We start from the raw sequence: 16,367 nt of genomic DNA, 5'->3' as shown, positions 1-16,367 counted from the left end.
GCCCGCCTCATGCGGGTTTTTTTGTTGTGCGTAGCTCCCAAACCGCCAAGTCGTGCCCTAGTCCTAAATCCGCGTTACTCGTAGGAATCGTCTCGTTAGCTGCTTGAGGCCTCATTTGCCCCTTCTTAGCTGTTAGGTTCTCTCGATCCTACAATTCGCAAGGGACTCTAAATGCGCGTCAGTCTGGATGGGCTTGGCCAAGCAGTAGATGGTGATATGACCACCACGGGTGCGATTTGCATCGCCACCGGGGAAGATTACCTCGACAAGGGGCGAATGGTCCTGAGGCTGGGGGATCCCACCACACCTTGTCCACTGTGCGGGCTGGAAGGAAAGGTCGTCGAAGGGGTATGGCACTTCATCTCGGATGGCCAGCCAGTCGCGATGGATGGCGCGTTAGTCGATTGCGGTTGCCCAGAGGGTAGCAACCGGGTGGTGGCGCCTTTAGGGGAGATGCCCTCGCCGCGGCTACCGGTTGCCGTCCGCACTAGCGTCAAGCCCGCTGGCCTTGGCAGCTCTAGCGCTTTAGCAGGGGCCTCGCCCGCCATGGTTGGCGGGTTGCCTGGGCAAATGCAGCCGGGATTCTATGTGGTGCCCCGGAGCATGTCGTTCCCGCAGATTCTGTTGGAGCTGGCTAGACATGATTCGACCTTGCCCATTTCGTACCTTCAACGCCTGAACCCGACTTTCGAGCAGGGGTTCAAGGCAGGGGAAATCTTCGTCATCGGCGATCCGGATAACGGTTATGCCTGCACCCAGGAGGAGGGCCAACTCATGGCAGCCGCTGAGCACGCGCGACGTTCCTTGGCTGTACTCGATTTTGCCGAGTCAGATTTCATGATGGAGTATCAGGCTGAAATTGCCGGACTGCTTAGTGACGCTAGTCTCGCCATGGGTGTGGGTAAGGACATGATGGATCACGGCCTTCGGCAGCTTCGCAGCACACTTGGCAATATCGAGCGTTTGCATCAGCAAGAATTTCTGCGCCATGGCCATCTGAATAGCCCATCGTTTTTCGCCGAGCGACGACTGTTATTGGAGCAGCTAAATGGTCAGCTGAAGGCGACTTTTCTTAATAAACATCTGAATCTTGGGGCTTACGAGAAGCTGAAGAAAAGCTTGAATATTTCCACCAGGAGCCTTGTGCATCATTGGTCGAAAGCCGGTGGGCCAGGGCATATTCCTGGATACGCCACATACTTGGACAAAGTGGCAAAACTTAGTAAGTACCTCAGGTATGGTGGGTATGTCGGAATTGGCTTAGGTGGGACATCGTCCTATCTGAAAGTCCAGGAGGCCTGCCGTGCAGGGGAAACAAAGGCCTGTAAAAAAATTCGTTTGTCTGAGGCAGGAGCTTTCACTGGGGGGCTAGTGGGAGGCACCGCGGGTGGCAAGATTGCTGGGATCACTGCGCTCGCTGTATGTGGGGTGTTCTCTGCGGGTACCGCGGGTCTCGGAGCTCCAGTGTGTGGCATTGCGCTGGTCGGGGGAGGGTCTTTAGCTGGGAGCATCGCCGGTGCGCAGGGCGGTGAGCAAGTGGGCGAGCTGATCTACGAATCACATTATGACTGAGTTCGAGAATTGGCCCGTGTGGCTGAAGTGGATAATGCTGGCATGTCCGTTCGTGATCTCGTCGGCCGGTTGTGCAATCAGTGCATTCATCGCGGGTACAAGACATTTCACTGTTGCAACCTCGGCTATCCAAAGTAATCCCGGCCTGGAACAGATGAAACTGTTTTTGGGCACGCGGCGCTTTCGCGCTCGGTGGCTGCTGATAACATTTCTTTGTGGAATACTCATTTGGCCTGGCATACACATGCGCAGGGGGCATCTGGACATTGAAGAATTCGAAAACTTTCCTGCAAAAATTAAGTTGGCTCTACAAATATCCTCGTGGCTGACGGCCTTCGGCTTCGCTTGGATGTGGGTGACCTACGCATTCATCAAGGCATGAACGTTGATGCCACGGCGGTCGTCGCTCTCGCGCAATGCGATTTTTAACCTCCGCCTAAGCAGGCATCACCGTACCAATCACTTAAAAGCCCAATCTCGCCCTAACACCACCTCACAAAACGCCCCCTCAAGCGTCGCATTGTGATGCGCAACAATCTGCTCAGCCCGCATCTGCGCTGTATCCGTACAACTGTGCCCATCCGCAACCAGCACCGCCTCGAACCCGAGATCCCGAGCAGCCCTGCAGGTACTGTCCACACAGTACTGAGTCTTCATACCGCCAATCACCACCCCAGTCACCCCGAGTGCCCGCAAATCCTCAGCGAGCGCCGTCCGTGTAAACGCATTGGGCCGGTGCTTCTCGAACACCACCTCGCCACCCGCAAGCCTCAGTTCCGGCGCAAGTTGCGTCAACACACTGTCAGGCGCAATCGGCGAGCCAGCGGGGCCTACATGACGGGCGAGAAAGATCGGCGCGCCAGCATTGCGCGCCTTGTCCATCAGTTCGTTGACGGTTGCCAACAATGCTTCGCAACGCCAGGGCTTTTCCTGGCCATGCACCAACCCAACTTGAACATCCAGAATCAATAGCGCGTACATTCGTGCGTTTCCTTGCATGAGGCCATTGAGGCAAGGGCACAAAAAAGGCCCTGTCCATCGCTGGCGGGCCTTTGAAGTCTGTTCGCTATCTGCTCACGACACCTCGCACGCTCCGCCATGGGCGGTCGTGGTGGTGGTTGCGGTGGTCGAATGGTAGATGATCATTGCCCGACACTAGCAACACGGCGCTGCGCTGACAAGCGTGGTCGGATTCAGCATCACTGCCCCATGAGATCCTTGCCACGGTCATCGATCATTATCGGATAACCCAGTCTTCGCTCCGCAGTCCAGGTACTCGCTCATACTCACGACGGTTATTAGTGACAATAATCAGACCTTGTGAGCGAGCGTGACCAGCGATCATTTGATCGAAAGGGCCAATAGGCGTGCCCAAACGTGCCAATTCAGCACGGAGCTGTTCAGTGTGGGCGGCAGCGTTTCTATCATATGTAAGAACTTCCAAGCGCGCTGCCAGGTCTTCAACCGCTGCTAGATTACGCTCGGGATTCGAGGATTTCTCAGCACCATAAATCAACTCCAAAGTGACGGTGCTTATGCACATCTAGTCATGATGCCGCTTGAAGGCATCGCGTACTTAGATAGGACGGTTTTTGATAGTGAAAATACATATAGTTGTGTCGAGCATGAATTTGAGCATCAAAAACGCTCGCGCTCTTGATCAGCCGGCTGATCACGCTCTGTCATGAAATCTTCTGTAGGGGCTAAGTCGTCGAACCAGCTATCCCACGCTTCCCCGGCAGGTGTGATGATGCGTGTGCGCCCAATCGCGACGACGTCAACGCGCTTGACGTCTTCCGAAAATGCTGCAGCTTTGGGCAGTCTTATAGCTTGGCTACGATTACTCAAAAAAACGGCACCATGTTCCATACCTACCTCCAGAACATGGGGGAAGAAGTCATATGGGATGATAACGTGAGTAAGGGACATGGCAATGGGATATGGCAGATACTTACCCATCATTCCCAAGCGTCGAAGGATCAACCACCGCTCACGGCCTATCCTCGCTCGCGTTTTCCACAGCACAAGTTCTGATCATACTGCGCCCCGTCGCAGCGCACCGGTTCAGTTCCGTGGGAGGTACGCACCGTACCCTGGCACAGCGCTGAGCCTAGTGCTCGGCGGGGTAGCATGCCGCGCCGTGGGCGCTTCAAGCCATCCGAGCTCCATCAGGAGCCGGATGGCTTACCCGTATTCAGCATGTGCTGGCGTTGGCCTGCATGCACTCGACGGTGCGTCCCGGCTCTGAACCGTTCCATCCATTGCCTGCCAGCGCAACGCGGCTTTACAACACTGACCTGACGTTCAAAATGGCGGGCTGAAAAGGAGCCCCCAATGAAACGCGTCATGATCGTTGGTCAGCCAGGCGCCGGCAAAAGTACGCTTGCTCGCCAGCTGGGCGAGCGAACCGGCTTGCCGGTCGTGCATATCGACACCATTCACTGGCTACCCGGCTGGGTCGAGCGCAGTCGGGACGAAAAGACCCGCCTGTGCCATGAAGTGGAGGCGCGCGAGCGGTGGATATTCGAGGGCGGGCATTCGGCAACCTGGGAGAACCGCCTTGCCAGGGCCGACCTGTTGATCTGGATTGACCGTTCCCTGACGGTCCGACTGTGGCGTGTCCTGGTCAGGACCTTGACCCAGTTGGGCCGCACACGTCCGGACTTGCCAGATGAATGCCCCGAGTCGCTACGCAACTTGCCTGGCTTCATCCGGTTCATCTGGTCCACGCGGCATTCTTCACAGGACAAGATCAAGCACCTGATGGCGACGGCACCTCCCGGGTGTCAGGTAGTGCACCTGCGCTCCAACCGGCAGACGCGTCAGTTTCTGGCATCGCTCGATTCGCCGTCCCCTGGCATGTAGCGCGCGTCGACCATGGCGCTAGCGTCGTGTGGCCTGGTCCCGCAATGGAGGCGCATCCTGCGGGTCAGCGAGCATCCCTTCGACACACGCCTTGAACTGGCCGAGCGTGAAGGGCTTGGGCAGCAAGCGCGTATGCGGCTGCTGCTCGGCAAGGCTGGCCGGCGCCTCGATCAACCCAGAAATGAACAGCACCCGCACCGCTGGCACGAGCGCCTGCACCCCTTGGGCGATGTTGTCTCCCGTCAAGCCGCCGGGCAGGACCAGGTCGGTTACCACAAGCTGCAGGTTCTGGCACTGTTCGATCAGGTGCAGCGCATCGGCAGGATGAGTGACTTCGATTACGTCGAAACCCAGCTCCTGCAAGGCTTCGCTGACCAGCTCCCGGATCGCGCCCTCGTCTTCGATCACCAGTGCACTGCCGCGGTGGTCGGTGCGGGCCGCCAGGGTGGCGTGCGTGATCGCTGTGACACTGGACGAAACGGACTCAAGGTGGACGGGCAGCAACAGGCTGACTGTGGTGCCGCTGCCCATCACCGACTCGATCACTGCGGTGCCGCCCGCCTGGCGAGCGAAGTCCCTGACCATCGACAGCCCCAGACCCGTGCCCGACCCCAGCGGCTTGGTGGTGAAGAACGGTTCGAAGGCCCGCTCGGCAATGCTGGCCGGCATCCCCAGACCCGTATCGGTGACGCTCACCTGAATGTATTCGCCAGCGCGTAGCCCAAGCTGCTCCAACTCAGCCGTGCCGCTCGTCACCTTGCTGACCCGCACCTGCAAACGGCCCCCTTGGGGCATGGCGTCACGTGCGTTGATGCACAGGTTCAGCAGCGCATTTTCCAGTTGATGGGGATCGCAGTAGCACAAGGCTGGCGACGGATGCGGGCTGAGCTGAAACTCGATCTTGGGTGTAAGGGTTCTGGCCAGCAGCTCTTTCATGTCGTCCACCAGCAGCACCACATCGACCGTGGCGCTGGCCAGCGGTTGTCGTCTGGCGAAGGTCAGCAGGCGGTGGGTGAGGGTGCTGGCTTTGCGAGTGGCAGTTCTGGCCAACGACAGGTAACGACCCAGCTCGTCGTGCCGGCCTTGCGCCAGGCGTTGTTCGATCATGTCCTGCGTGCCGGTGATCACGGTCAGCAGGTTGTTGAAGTCATGGGCCAGGCCGCCGGTGAGCTGGCCGAGCGCTTCCATCTTCTGGCTTTGCTGCAGTTGCTGGCTGACCTGCTCGAACGCCTGCTGCCGCTCGCGGTACTGGGTGACGTCCCGCGCCACGGCGAAGTAACGGCCCTCGAACCTGGCTATGCGCCAGTTGAGCAGCAAGGGTTGGCCATCGCTGCGCACGCTCTGGGTGTCGAGCTCGACGATGGGCTTGTGGTTGAGCTCACGTAACGCGTTCGCCAATTGCGCGGGGGAGATGAAACTGTAGAACGTCCCAGCCTTGAGTTGCTCTTCAGTGAAGCCCGTTTCTACCTGCCATGCCGGGTTCACCGACAGCACCTGACCGTTTTCGGACAACGTGCAGATCAGGTCGGGGGACACGTTCCACAGGCTGTCGCGCTCACCCGTTCGGTGTTGCACTTGCTGCTCGAGCGTTTCATTGAGCCGTTCTACGGCGCTCAGGTTACGCCTGAGCGAAGCACACACCACTGCCATGGCGAAGGTGACCACGCCAAAACTCAGGCTGTTGGCCCACGTGGTCCAGTCAGCATCGAAACCCAGCAGCCCGATGAAGAAATACTGGGCGATCAGCACCGCCATGATGCAGCCCAGCAGGGACGGGCCTGCGCCGAACCAGAACCCGATCAGCATCAGGCCAGGAATGAAAAACAGGTACGGGAGCGCGGCAGGCGACATCTGCGCGCGCGCCAGGGAGCACGCAGCGATGATCAACGCGGCGCCCACGTAGCGGCTGGCCGTGCTCGGCTCGGCACGTCGCAGGCGTTGCAGGATGGCGGTAATCCTTTCTTTGAACCAGGCCAAGGCTGACTCCGTAACAGGCTGAGCATCATCTATGCAATCTGCCGTGCCAAGCGCGGCTGACAGCCTTTTAGGCTAGCTGACCGCAGGCGTCCAATAGATTTTTTGGCCGACCACCGGTGGGGGCGCTCAATTGTCGAGAGAAACCGATCACAGCTAAGCTGGCAATGTGCCTTATGGGCTAGAATTTGCTGTTACCGCGACCGGAGTTTTCATGGACAACTTGACGACCCTTCGAGACGAGCGCTTGCGCCTGGTTGAAGTGGACCGCCTTACATCGGACCTGGCAAATGGAGAGGATCCGGTGCTCAACGGCGTCGTCAACATGCTCTGTGCGCACTTCGACGTCCCGACCGCGCTGGTCAGCATCGTCGACCGCGATTACCAGGTATTCAAGGCCAAGATCGGCATGGCCGACGACCGCACGCCGCGCGAAATGTCCATCTGCGCCCACGGCCTGCGCCAGGAAACGCTGCTGGAGATCTGCGACACGCTGCAGGATCCCCGCACGGTGGATAACCCCCTTGTGCAATCGGCCCCCCACATTCGCTATTACGCCGGCGCGCCGCTGATCGTTCGGCCAGGCGTCAGCCTGGGTGGGCTGTGCATCATCGACCATGCCACGCGCGAAGCCTTGTCGGAGCGCGACCGTAACCTGCTGACCAACGCCGCCAACGTGGTGGTGGCCCGGCTGCAATCGATCCACCGGCAGAACTTCTACGATCCGATGACCGGGCTGCCCAATCGGCGGCGCTTCGAGACGGACTTCAAGGAAGGTGCCGTGACGGCCGGGCAGGTGGCTGTTTTCATCGAGCCGGTGTCGGCTGCGGGTATGGACCGGCTGTTCAAGGCGCTGGGCATCGAGTTCTTTACCGATTTCATGCTGGCAGTCAAAGAAGTGCTGCTCACGGCACTTGTGCCCGGTTGCCGCCTTTATCGGGCCAGCACCCTGGGCTTCATGACGGTCATCGATGCGTGCGATACCCGCTTTCTCGCCGGTTGGCTTCAGACGCTGGTGGCTTCGCTCAGTGGGCCGCTGCGCAGCGGTCACATACCGGTTACGCCGGATGTTGGCATCAGCGTCCTGACGCTGGGTGTGGACGCCAGCGCCTCGTCGGACATCCTGCGGCTGATGGCCAGCATGACCGACACCGCTCGCAAGAGCGAGCAGCGCTGGTTGGCGTACGACCCGGTGGTGGACGCGAACCTGCGTCGCAACACCGCCATACTCAACGCCCTGGAAGCCGCACTGCTGGCACCGGACCAGTTGAGCCTGGCCTACCAGCCCAGGATCGACCTTGGCAGCAACCGCTGCGTGGCGGTCGAGGCGCTCTTGCGCTGGACGCACCCGCAACTGGGTGTGATCAGCCCGGCCGAGTTCATTCCGCTGGCAGAAACCACCGCTTCCATCCGCGGCATCACGCGCTGGGTCGTGGAGCAGGTGTGTCGTCAGATCGCCCAGTGGCAGGCCAGCAACGTGGTGTTGCAGGTCTCGCTGAACATCTCGGCCCTCGACCTGGGTGATGGCCAGTTGTACGAAGATGTGACCCGAGCGCTGGCCCGACACCAGGTCCACCCGAGCCTGGTGGAACTTGAGTTCACCGAAAGCGCCCTGGTGGCCGATTTCGATGCCGTGCAGGAACAGCTCCAGCGCTTCCGCGCCCTGGGTATCTCGATTGGCATCGACGATTTTGGCAGCGGCTACAGTAACTGGATCTACCTGCGCAAAATCCCCGCCACCAGCGTGAAGCTCGACCGCTCCCTGCTGGCCGAACTGCAGCCTGGCGGTAACGACTGGCACATCGTGCGCGGGTTGGTCAGCCTGCTGCGTGACCTGCGCCTGACGGTAGTGGCCGAGGGCGTGGAGACGGACCTGCACCATCATGTGCTACGGGGATGGGGCTGTGATCAAGGGCAAGGCTATTATTACGCAAGGCCCCTCTCGGCAGATGACCTGGCGACATGGTTGTGTCAGCCGCGGCAAGCCTGACGTTGTGTGAAGCAGCACTCGGTGGGCGCTGCCTGACAGCGCCTGTTCATTCCCAACAGTTGTCATCCGCAATGACGAGGATCGCCATGTTCAACAAAGCGCTTAGGGATGAGGTCGAGGCACTCAAACGGGAGCTTCATGGGCTCAGGGCCGCGCAGCAGAGCAGGTCCGACGAGATGCTTGAAATCACCGTGGACCGTGACCTGCTGATCACGGCCGTCAATCCGCGGTTTTCCAGCTTCGTAGGTATCGACGCTTCGAAGCTTGTCGGTACATCGATGGGCACGCTCACGCCTGACTATGTGAGGGACTTGCCATGCTACAAGGATTTTCAGACCGCGATGAGCCAGGGCACTGGGGTGAGCGACGACTACCGCTACATCGCGGCCGATGGGCGCCTGGTCTGGATGCGCGCGGCGTGGTGCCCGGTCAAGACCCCCAGCGGCGAGGTGACCCACATGACGGCTTACGGCACCGAGGTCACCGCTGCCATCGACAAGGCCCGGGAAAACGACGAGTTGATCAAGGCGCTTTCCCGCTCCACGGCGGTGATCGAGTTCGGGCTGGACGGCACCATACTCACCGCCAACCAGAACTTCCTGAATACGGTGAACTACACGCTCCCGGAAATCGTCGGCAAGCACCACAGTATTTTCTGCGATCCGGCCTACACGAAGTCGCCGGACTATCAGCGACTCTGGGCCAGCCTCAACGATGGTCGCTTCGTCGCCGAACGTTTTCAGCGGTTCGACAAGGGCGGCCGCGAGCTGTGGCTCGAAGCTTCCTACAACCCCGTGCGCGATACCCGGGGGCGGCTGTACAAGGTCGTGAAATTTGCGGTGGATATCACCGCTCAGGTCGAAAGCGAGAAACAGGTCAGCTCAGCGGCGGACGTTGCCTACGAGATCTCCATGAAGACCGACAGCTCCGCCCAGCGCGGCGCTGAGGCGGTCAGGGACACGGTAGAAACCATGAACCGCATCGTCGAGCAGGTCTCGAACGTATCCAGCGGCGTCGAGGCGCTGGGGCATCAGTCGCACCTGATCACTTCCATCGTGTCGACCATCGGCGGCATCGCCCAACAGACCAACTTGTTGGCCCTGAACGCGGCCATCGAAGCTGCGCGTGCAGGTGACCAAGGGCGGGGCTTTGCCGTGGTGGCGGACGAGGTGCGCAAGTTGGCCGGCCGAACCAGTGCCGCGACCCAGGAAATCGTCGAGGTGGTGCAGAAGAATAACGCCTTGGTGGAGGAGGCAGTACACAGCATGGGCGAGAGCAGGAAGCAGGCTGAGCTGGGCCTGAGCCTGGCCCAGCAGGCAGGTACCGTGATCACTGAAATACAATCAGGTGCGCAGGAGGTGGTCACTGCCGTGGGCCAGTTTTCCTCGAAACTGGTGGCAGAGGCGGGACGTTAGCCCCATCGGCGCCTGACTGGCGATTGATTGCTACGCCCGCCCCTGCGCAGTGGCCGGGGCAGGCGCTACGCACCTTCAGCGCTGATAGGCTTTGCCGTAGTGCCGCTCAAGGCGCGCCTGCACCAACTCCAGCGCGATCGACAGCACCCAGTAGATCACGGCAGCGGTGGTCAGCATTTCCAGGTAGCGGTAGCTCGACCGTCCGTAGGACTGGGCCAGGAACATGATTTCCCACACCCCCATCACCGAGATCAACGACGAATCCTTGAGCATGGAGATGAACTGGTTGGCGGTTGGCGGGATGATCACCCGCATGGCCTGCGGCAGTACGATGTGGCAAAAAATCTGCGGCGGGCGCATGCCCAGCGCCAGCGCCGCTTCGCGTTGGCCTTGGGCAACACCCAGGATGCCTGCGCGAAAGATCTCACTGAGATAGGCGCCGTAGTTCAGCGACAGGGCGATGATACCGGCACTGATCGCGCCGGGCACCAGGCCTATCTGGGGCAACCCCAGGTAAATGAGCAGAATCTGGATCAGCAGCGGTGTACCACGGAAAAAAGACGTGTAGAAACTGGCAACACCCACCAGCACCGCGCTGCCGGACAAGCGTGCCAGCGCGGCGGCAAAGCCCAGCGCCACCGACACCACCATCGAGCACATGCACAGGAACAGCGTCAGCGCTGCGCCCTGCAGAAAACCATTGGGTCCCAGTTTGAAACCGGCCAGGTTAGGAAACTTCTCCAGGATGATCGAGAACTTGAGGTCGAAGCTCAGGAAGAACCCGACGAACAGGGCGAACATCACCAGCCAGGTGAGCATCAACCGTGTGCGAAAACCCAGCAGGCGTGTGCCCGTGGTATTGGCCACGGGCTTGGGGGAGGGCGTAAAGGTGCTCATTTGCTGATATCGGCGCCGATCCACTTCTGCGACAGCTTGCTCAGGGTGCCGTCCGCCTTGAGTTCGGCGAACACCTGGCGAACTTTGGCATCCCACTCCGGGTCGCCCTTCTCGATGGCGACCGAGTTGGGTTCTTCATACAGCGGCGCACCGGCGAGCTTGAAGCGTTTGTCCTGGTCCAGGCGCGGCTTGGCCGTGACCAGGTTGGTCAGGATCGCATCCAGGCGCACGCCCGCGCCCAGCCCAAGGTCCTGGAACGCCACATTGTCGGTGTCATACGGGGCGATCTGCACGAAATCGAAGGGGTAGTCGAGGGCGCGTTCTTCGTCACCCTCGATGACCAGGTTCTTGTTCAGGTAGCTTTCATAGCTCGACGCGCTGGTCAGGCCGACCTTGCGCCCGTCCAGGTCCTTTGCACCGTGGATGCGCTCATCCTTGGCATTGACCACGATGACGGCCGGGGAGGCGTAGTACTCCACCGGGAAGTCGAACACCTGGGCGCGGGCCTTGCTGGGGGTCATCGAGCAGATGCAGATGTCGTAGCGCCCACTCCAGCGACCGGCGGCGATTACATCCCAGGAAGGGGTCTCCAGGCGCAGCTTCACGCCCAGTTTATCCGCCACCGCCTTGGCAACATCCACGTCAAAGCCGTCGAGCTGGTTCTGGTCATTGAGGAACGAGAACGGGGGATAGCTCTCCATCAGCACATTGACCAGTTCCTTGCGTGATTCGACCCGCTCCAGCGTGGCGCCGGCAAGAGCCTGAGTGGCGGTCGCAAGCAGCGCAAGGCCTGCACCGAGCAATGTGGAAAAACGCATGTTCATACCTGAAGTGTTGGCCAAATGAGTATTAGGGTATTAAATAGTTATATATCCAACCCACATAATGAATTTTATTCATAAGCACCTTCAGAGTAGTTATATGACAGAGCGAGCGATGGTGATTCTCGACGGTGGCATGGGCCGCGAACTGCAGCGCAGCGGTGCGCCGTTCCGCCAGCCAGAGTGGTCCGCACTGGCGTTGACCGAGGCCCCGGAAGCGGTGGTGGGGGTGCATGCGGCGTTCATTGCCGCAGGTGCCCAGGTCATCACCAGTAACAGCTATGCGGTCGTCCCCTTCCACATTGGTGAAGCGCGCTTTGCCGAAGAGGGCCGGCAGTTGGCCAATGTCGCCGGTCAACTGGCCCGCCACGCGGCCGACACCGGCCCGCACCCAGTGAGGGTGGCCGGTTCGCTGCCGCCGTTGTTCGGGTCCTATCGTCCCGACCTGTTCCAGCCTGAGCGCGTCGAGGAAGTCCTGCGGCCGCTGCTAGAGGGCCTGGCGCCACACGTTGACCTGTGGCTTGCCGAAACCCAGAGCGCGATCGCTGAAGTGCGCGCCATACGTGCCCACCTGCCCGAAGACGGCCGCCCGTTCTGGGTGTCCTTCACCTTGCAGGACGAAGACGTCGATACGGTGCCGCGCCTGCGCTCCGGTGAGCCGGTGGCCGAGGCGGTGCAAGCGGTGATCGAGCTCGGCGCGGCAGCGGTGCTGTTCAACTGCAGCCAGCCAGAAGTGATCGGCGCGGCCATCGATGTCGCCCGTTCGGTCATCGATCAGCAGGGTGGAGAAGTCGCCATCGGTGCCTATGCCAATGCCTTCCCGCCCCAGCCCAAGGAAGCCACCGCCAACGACGGGCTGGACGAACTGCGCGAAGACCTGGACCCACCGGGCTACCTGGCCTGGGCCAAGGACTGGCGCGCACGCGGCGCCAGCCTGGTAGGTGGCTGCTGCGGCATTGGCCCCGAGCACATTGCCGAGCTCAAATTAAGCCTCGGCTGACGGGTTCCAGAGCATCTGCAAGGCAAACGAAGCGTTTAAGTTTGGGAAACGCTGGAACTGACGGTAAGGTTTCAGCATCTTCCATTCATCATGCGCCACGGGCAGTCGTGTTCTGACTGCCCAACCATGGAGCGCAGCGCTGAACGTCAGAAGGAGCAATGCCTATGCCTGAAGAACAACAACGCACGAGCACCATCAACCCGCCTGTCTTTTTCACCAGTGCCGTACTGGTGCTGTTGCTGGTTTTATACGCCACGCTTTTCCAGGAGCATGCCCAAAGCGTCTTCGAGCATGTTCAGCAATGGATCGTCACCAATGCGGCCTGGTTCTACATTCTTACCGTCGCGTTGGTGCTGATCAGCGTCGTCTTCCTGGCCGTCAGCCGCTACGGCGATATCAAGCTGGGCCCGGACCACAGCGAGCCCGATTACCCCAACAAGAGCTGGTTCGCCATGCTGTTCTCGGCGGGCATGGGCATCGGCCTGATGTTCTTCGGCGTGGCCGAACCTGTGATGCACTTCATCAACCCGCCTGTGGGTGACCCCAATACGGTGGCTGCGGCCCGCGAAGCGATGAACATCACGTTCTTCCACTGGGGCCTGCATGCCTGGGCGATCTACGCCATCGTGGCGCTGATCCTGGCCTACTTCAGTTTTCGCAACGGGTTACCGCTTACGCTGCGCTCGGCGCTGTACCCCCTGATCGGGGAACGTATCTACGGGCCCATTGGTCATGCGGTAGATATCTTCGCCATCCTGGGCACCGTCTTTGGCGTGGCGACCTCACTCGGTTACGGTGTGCTGCAGATCAACAGCGGCCTGCACCAGCTGTTCGGCCTCCCCATCAGCACCACGATCCAGGTCATCCTGATCGCCGTCACCTGTGCGCTGGCCACGCTGTCGGTGGCCAGCGGCCTGGACAAGGGCATCCGGATCCTTTCGGAGCTCAACCTGGGCCTTGCTGTAGTGCTGATGCTCTTCGTCCTGGCAGTCGGGCCTACGGTCTTCCTGCTTCAGGCCTATGTGCAAAACACAGGTGCGTACCTGTCCGATATCGTCAACAAAACGTTCAACCTGTTCGCTTATGAACCCACTGACTGGATTGGTGGCTGGACCTTGCTCTACTGGGGCTGGTGGCTCTCCTGGTCGCCCTTCGTCGGGTTGTTCATTGCACGTATCTCCCGTGGCCGCACCATTCGCGAGTTCGTCTGTGGCGTGTTGTTCGTACCGGCAGGCTTTACCTTGCTGTGGATGACCGTATTTGGCGATTCGGCCATTCACATGATTCTGCACGGCGGTATCAGAGACTTGGCCACGGTGGTCGACCAGGACAGCTCGTTAGCCTTGTTCGCATTTCTCGAGCACTTCCCCTGGTCTACGGCCATTTCGATGCTGGCCGTGCTGATGGTCGTCGTGTTCTTCGTCACGTCAGCCGACTCAGGCGCCTTGGTGGTGGACATGCTGGCTTCGTCCGGCAGGGGACATTCGCCGCTCTGGCAACGTGTGTTCTGGTCGGTCAGCATGGGTGCAGTGGCCATTGCCCTGCTGTTGGCCAACGGTTTGAAGGCCTTGCAGGCTGCCACCATCGCCAGCGCCTTGCCGTTCGCGATCATCCTGCTGTTTTCCATCTGGGGGCTGTTCAAGGCACTGGGGCTGGACGCCACACGGCGTGGTCTGCGAACTCAGGCGTTGCCGGGCCAGCGGCAGGGCCGTCAAAACCACGGCGGCTGGCAGCGTCGGTTGCGCAACATCGCGATGATGCCGCGCAGGGCCCATGTCACCCGCTTTATCGGGGAAGTGGTCAAGCCCGCGTGCGAGGAAGTGGCACAGGAGCTGCGCAAACAAGGCTACGAGGTGACGGTAGATGAGCGCGAAGACGGCCGCATCGCGCTTGAGCTTTCCCATGCTGGTGAGGGCCGCTTCAAGTACGAGGTTCGCCCTCGCGCCTTCAATACACCAAGCTTCGTCATGCGCGATGCCGATGACAACAGCGATGCCCGCAAGTACTTCCGTGCAGAGGTGTACCTGCGCGAAGGCGGGCAGGACTACGACGTCATGGGCTGGAGCCGTGAGGATGTGATCGGCGACATCCTCGACCAGTACGAGCGCCACCTGCACTACCTGCACGTGGTCAGCTGAAGCCGCCTACGTGCGGGCGATCACTGGAATCGCCCGCACGTACACCAACTCGCAGATCAGCTCGACCAATGTCTGCGTGATCACCGCCGCTGCTGCCAGCGTTCGTATCTGCTCTGGCAAGGCGAGCGCCAACGGCAACACTACCAACGAATTGCGCGTCGAAGCACTGAACATCACGGCGCGCTTTTGTTGTACAGGCAAGCCCATCAACCTTGCCGTCGCCCAGCCAATGACCGGTGCCAAAAGCGCAAAGCCCAGGTACACCGGCACCACCGGCAGCAATTGGTCCAGCCTGTGCAATACCATGCCGATCTGCGAAGCGATCACCACGAACAGCACGAGTGCCATCCCCGGCACGGGCATCCACGCCCAGGCGTCGTTCCAGCGACTGACCCGCTCTGATTTGGCCACCTGTGCACTGGTCAGCACCGCCAAGGCCAATGGCACGGCGATCATCAGCAAGAACGCCTGCACGAAAGGCCCGACCGTCAGGCTTATCGCATGGTCGTCTTCGATCATGAGCGTCAGGTAAAGCGGCAGAAGCACCAGTTGCAGCAGCAACAGCACGGGTGTTGCGGCCAGCATGAGCCGTGCATCGCCCTTGCCCATGTGCGTGAACACCACCACGTAGTCGATGCAGGGTGCCAGCAGGACCAGCAGGGCGCCGATGAGCAAGGCCGGGTGGCCTGTCAGCCCACGGGTCAACGCCCAAGCCAGGACGGGCACCAGCACAAAATTGGCCAGGAGCAAGGCCGTCATGAACCGCCGATTGGCCAGGCTTGCGCGCAGGTGCAGAAAGGGGATTTGCAGGAACATGGCGTACATCAGCACGGCGATGGCTGGTGTGATCAGTGCTTCCAGAACAGCGCTAGTGGTATCGGCTACAAGGCCGAAGGCGATGGCTGCCAGCACGGTGGCGAAATACACCGGTGTCTGCCGGGTTTCGAGTTGGTCTTTGGTCAAGAGCGTACCTGCTTGGAAAAAGGCGCAGCGCTGCAGGGGGATGCGGCAATCGAGCGCGTGTGGCCGTTTTAAGACTCGTCTGAGTTATCCAACAGCGCCAGGGCTGCATTCTATGCGCAGCCCACATGACAACCACAGGACGCTGTAATGAATATTCGCGCTATCGCTTTTGCTGCAGCTGCAACCATGGCCGTGCCTGGCCTGGCGAACGCGGCCAACACCATCACGTTCAGCGGCGAGGTCACCGACCAGACCTGCTCGGCTGTCGTCGATGGCAACACCGAGCCAACCGTTGTCATGCAAAGCGTGCCAGCCAGTGCGCTGAACGGCAGCATCGGCAAAAACACCGGGGAAACCCAATTCACCCTGCGCCTGACCGGCTGCGCCGCGCCGACCGACGCCAACGAGCAATTCACCACGCTGTTCCAGGCTACCAACCCGACATCGCTGGGCAACCTGACCAACACCGCCACCAATGGCGCGACCGGCGTTGCATTGCAGTTGCTCGACGCACCCGGCGGCAGCCCGGTGGACCTGGCAGGTGGTGCAGCCGTCACCGCCGGAAAAATCATCTTGAGTTCCGGCCAGACCTCCACAAGCCACGACTATGCCGTGCGTTACGTGTCCGAGGCCGCCACCGTTACGGCAGGCCCTGTCCTTGGCGCCGTTACTTACACCCTGCGTTACGAGTGATTGGCGCACGCCACTTTTTCCGACTGCCGCCATGGGGCT

Annotated in this window: 14 protein-coding genes and 2 pseudogenes; 9 read left to right on the top strand and 7 right to left on the bottom strand. The window is 60.5% G+C overall.

The window, feature by feature from the left end:
- Nucleotides 1-171 precede the first annotated feature (171 nt).
- Entirely contained in the window at nt 172-1,572 is a 1,401-nt protein-coding gene (locus B2S33_RS07445) for a PAAR domain-containing protein (protein WP_145280926.1), read from the top strand.
- The gene (locus B2S33_RS07440) at nt 1,565-1,954 is read left to right on the top strand and encodes a hypothetical protein (protein WP_028688067.1); all 390 of its coding nucleotides are present in this window, start codon (nt 1,565-1,567) and stop codon (nt 1,952-1,954) included. Before B2S33_RS07445 ends, B2S33_RS07440 begins: the two co-directional genes overlap by 8 nt.
- Before the next feature lie 77 nt (nt 1,955-2,031).
- Here B2S33_RS07440 and B2S33_RS07435 read toward each other — a convergent pair whose 3' ends face one another.
- From B2S33_RS07435 to vapB, 3 genes and pseudogenes are all read right to left on the bottom strand, one after another.
- Entirely contained in the window at nt 2,032-2,553 is a 522-nt protein-coding gene (locus B2S33_RS07435; protein ID WP_145280927.1) for a cysteine hydrolase family protein, read from the bottom strand.
- Nucleotides 2,554-2,809: 256 nt separating this feature from the next.
- Nucleotides 2,810-3,211 (bottom strand): annotated as a pseudogene (gene vapC, locus B2S33_RS07430) (type II toxin-antitoxin system tRNA(fMet)-specific endonuclease VapC).
- Nucleotides 3,211-3,441, bottom strand: coding sequence for a type II toxin-antitoxin system VapB family antitoxin (vapB, locus tag B2S33_RS07425; RefSeq protein ID WP_028688069.1), 231 nt, complete (start codon nt 3,439-3,441; stop codon nt 3,211-3,213). Before vapB ends, vapC begins: the two are co-directional and overlap by 1 nt.
- A gap of 465 nt (nt 3,442-3,906) precedes the next feature.
- Between vapB and B2S33_RS07420 the strand changes: the two genes are divergently transcribed.
- Nucleotides 3,907-4,437: an AAA family ATPase gene (locus B2S33_RS07420; protein ID WP_145280929.1), complete on the top strand. Its 531-nt coding sequence runs from the start codon at nt 3,907-3,909 to the stop codon at nt 4,435-4,437.
- Between the two features lie 18 nt (nt 4,438-4,455).
- Here the strand turns inward: B2S33_RS07420 and B2S33_RS07415 are convergent, their stop codons facing one another.
- Nucleotides 4,456-6,414: an ATP-binding protein gene (locus B2S33_RS07415; protein WP_145280931.1), complete on the bottom strand. Its 1,959-nt coding sequence runs from the start codon at nt 6,412-6,414 to the stop codon at nt 4,456-4,458.
- Nucleotides 6,415-6,625: 211 nt separating this feature from the next.
- On the opposite strand from B2S33_RS07415, the gene B2S33_RS07410 reads away from it, so the two are divergent.
- The 3 genes and pseudogenes from B2S33_RS07410 to B2S33_RS21560 all read left to right on the top strand — a co-directional run bounded on the left by B2S33_RS07410 (nt 6,626) and on the right by B2S33_RS21560 (nt 9,816).
- Nucleotides 6,626-8,401: a sensor domain-containing phosphodiesterase gene (locus B2S33_RS07410; RefSeq protein ID WP_028688071.1), complete on the top strand. Its 1,776-nt coding sequence runs from the start codon at nt 6,626-6,628 to the stop codon at nt 8,399-8,401.
- Nucleotides 8,374-9,264, top strand: a pseudogene (locus B2S33_RS21565) (PAS domain-containing protein); the annotation flags it as partial. The gene B2S33_RS07410 and the pseudogene B2S33_RS21565, both read left to right, overlap by 28 nt.
- Nucleotides 9,265-9,312: 48 nt before the next feature.
- Nucleotides 9,313-9,816: a methyl-accepting chemotaxis protein gene (locus tag B2S33_RS21560; protein ID WP_236167299.1), complete on the top strand. Its 504-nt coding sequence runs from the start codon at nt 9,313-9,315 to the stop codon at nt 9,814-9,816.
- Between the two features lie 75 nt (nt 9,817-9,891).
- On the opposite strand, the gene B2S33_RS07400 is transcribed toward B2S33_RS21560, so the two are convergent.
- Nucleotides 9,892-10,713, bottom strand: coding sequence for an amino acid ABC transporter permease (locus B2S33_RS07400; protein ID WP_049695413.1), 822 nt, complete (start codon nt 10,711-10,713; stop codon nt 9,892-9,894).
- Nucleotides 10,710-11,531 carry an ABC transporter substrate-binding protein gene (locus B2S33_RS07395; protein WP_145280937.1) on the bottom strand — a complete coding sequence of 274 codons (822 nt, stop codon included), beginning with the start codon at nt 11,529-11,531 and terminating at the stop codon, nt 10,710-10,712. The genes B2S33_RS07400 and B2S33_RS07395 overlap by 4 nt, the downstream gene beginning before the upstream one ends.
- A gap of 118 nt (nt 11,532-11,649) precedes the next feature.
- Between B2S33_RS07395 and B2S33_RS07390 the strand changes: the two genes are divergently transcribed.
- Entirely contained in the window at nt 11,650-12,534 is an 885-nt protein-coding gene (locus B2S33_RS07390) for a homocysteine S-methyltransferase family protein (RefSeq protein ID WP_027915495.1), read from the top strand.
- 164 nt (nt 12,535-12,698) lie between these two features.
- Complete coding sequence (gene betT, locus B2S33_RS07385; protein ID WP_145280939.1) at nt 12,699-14,672, top strand: choline BCCT transporter BetT; 1,974 nt, start codon at nt 12,699-12,701, stop codon at nt 14,670-14,672.
- 6 nt (nt 14,673-14,678) lie between these two features.
- Here the strand turns inward: betT and B2S33_RS07380 are convergent, their stop codons facing one another.
- Entirely contained in the window at nt 14,679-15,635 is a 957-nt protein-coding gene (locus B2S33_RS07380; RefSeq protein ID WP_288650114.1) for an arsenic resistance protein, read from the bottom strand.
- A 147-nt stretch (nt 15,636-15,782) separates the two neighbouring features.
- On the opposite strand from B2S33_RS07380, the gene B2S33_RS07375 reads away from it, so the two are divergent.
- Entirely contained in the window at nt 15,783-16,328 is a 546-nt protein-coding gene (locus tag B2S33_RS07375; protein WP_288650113.1) for a fimbrial protein, read from the top strand.
- The last annotated feature ends 39 nt before the right edge of the window (nt 16,329-16,367 follow it).

This window comes from Pseudomonas sp. UBA5568 (assembly GCF_002425525.1).
In the GTDB taxonomy this organism is placed as follows: Bacteria; Pseudomonadota; Gammaproteobacteria; order Pseudomonadales; family Pseudomonadaceae; genus Aquipseudomonas; species Aquipseudomonas fulva.
The sequence above is the reverse complement of the archived record's forward strand: the minus strand, read 5'-3'. Positions and strand labels throughout refer to the sequence as shown.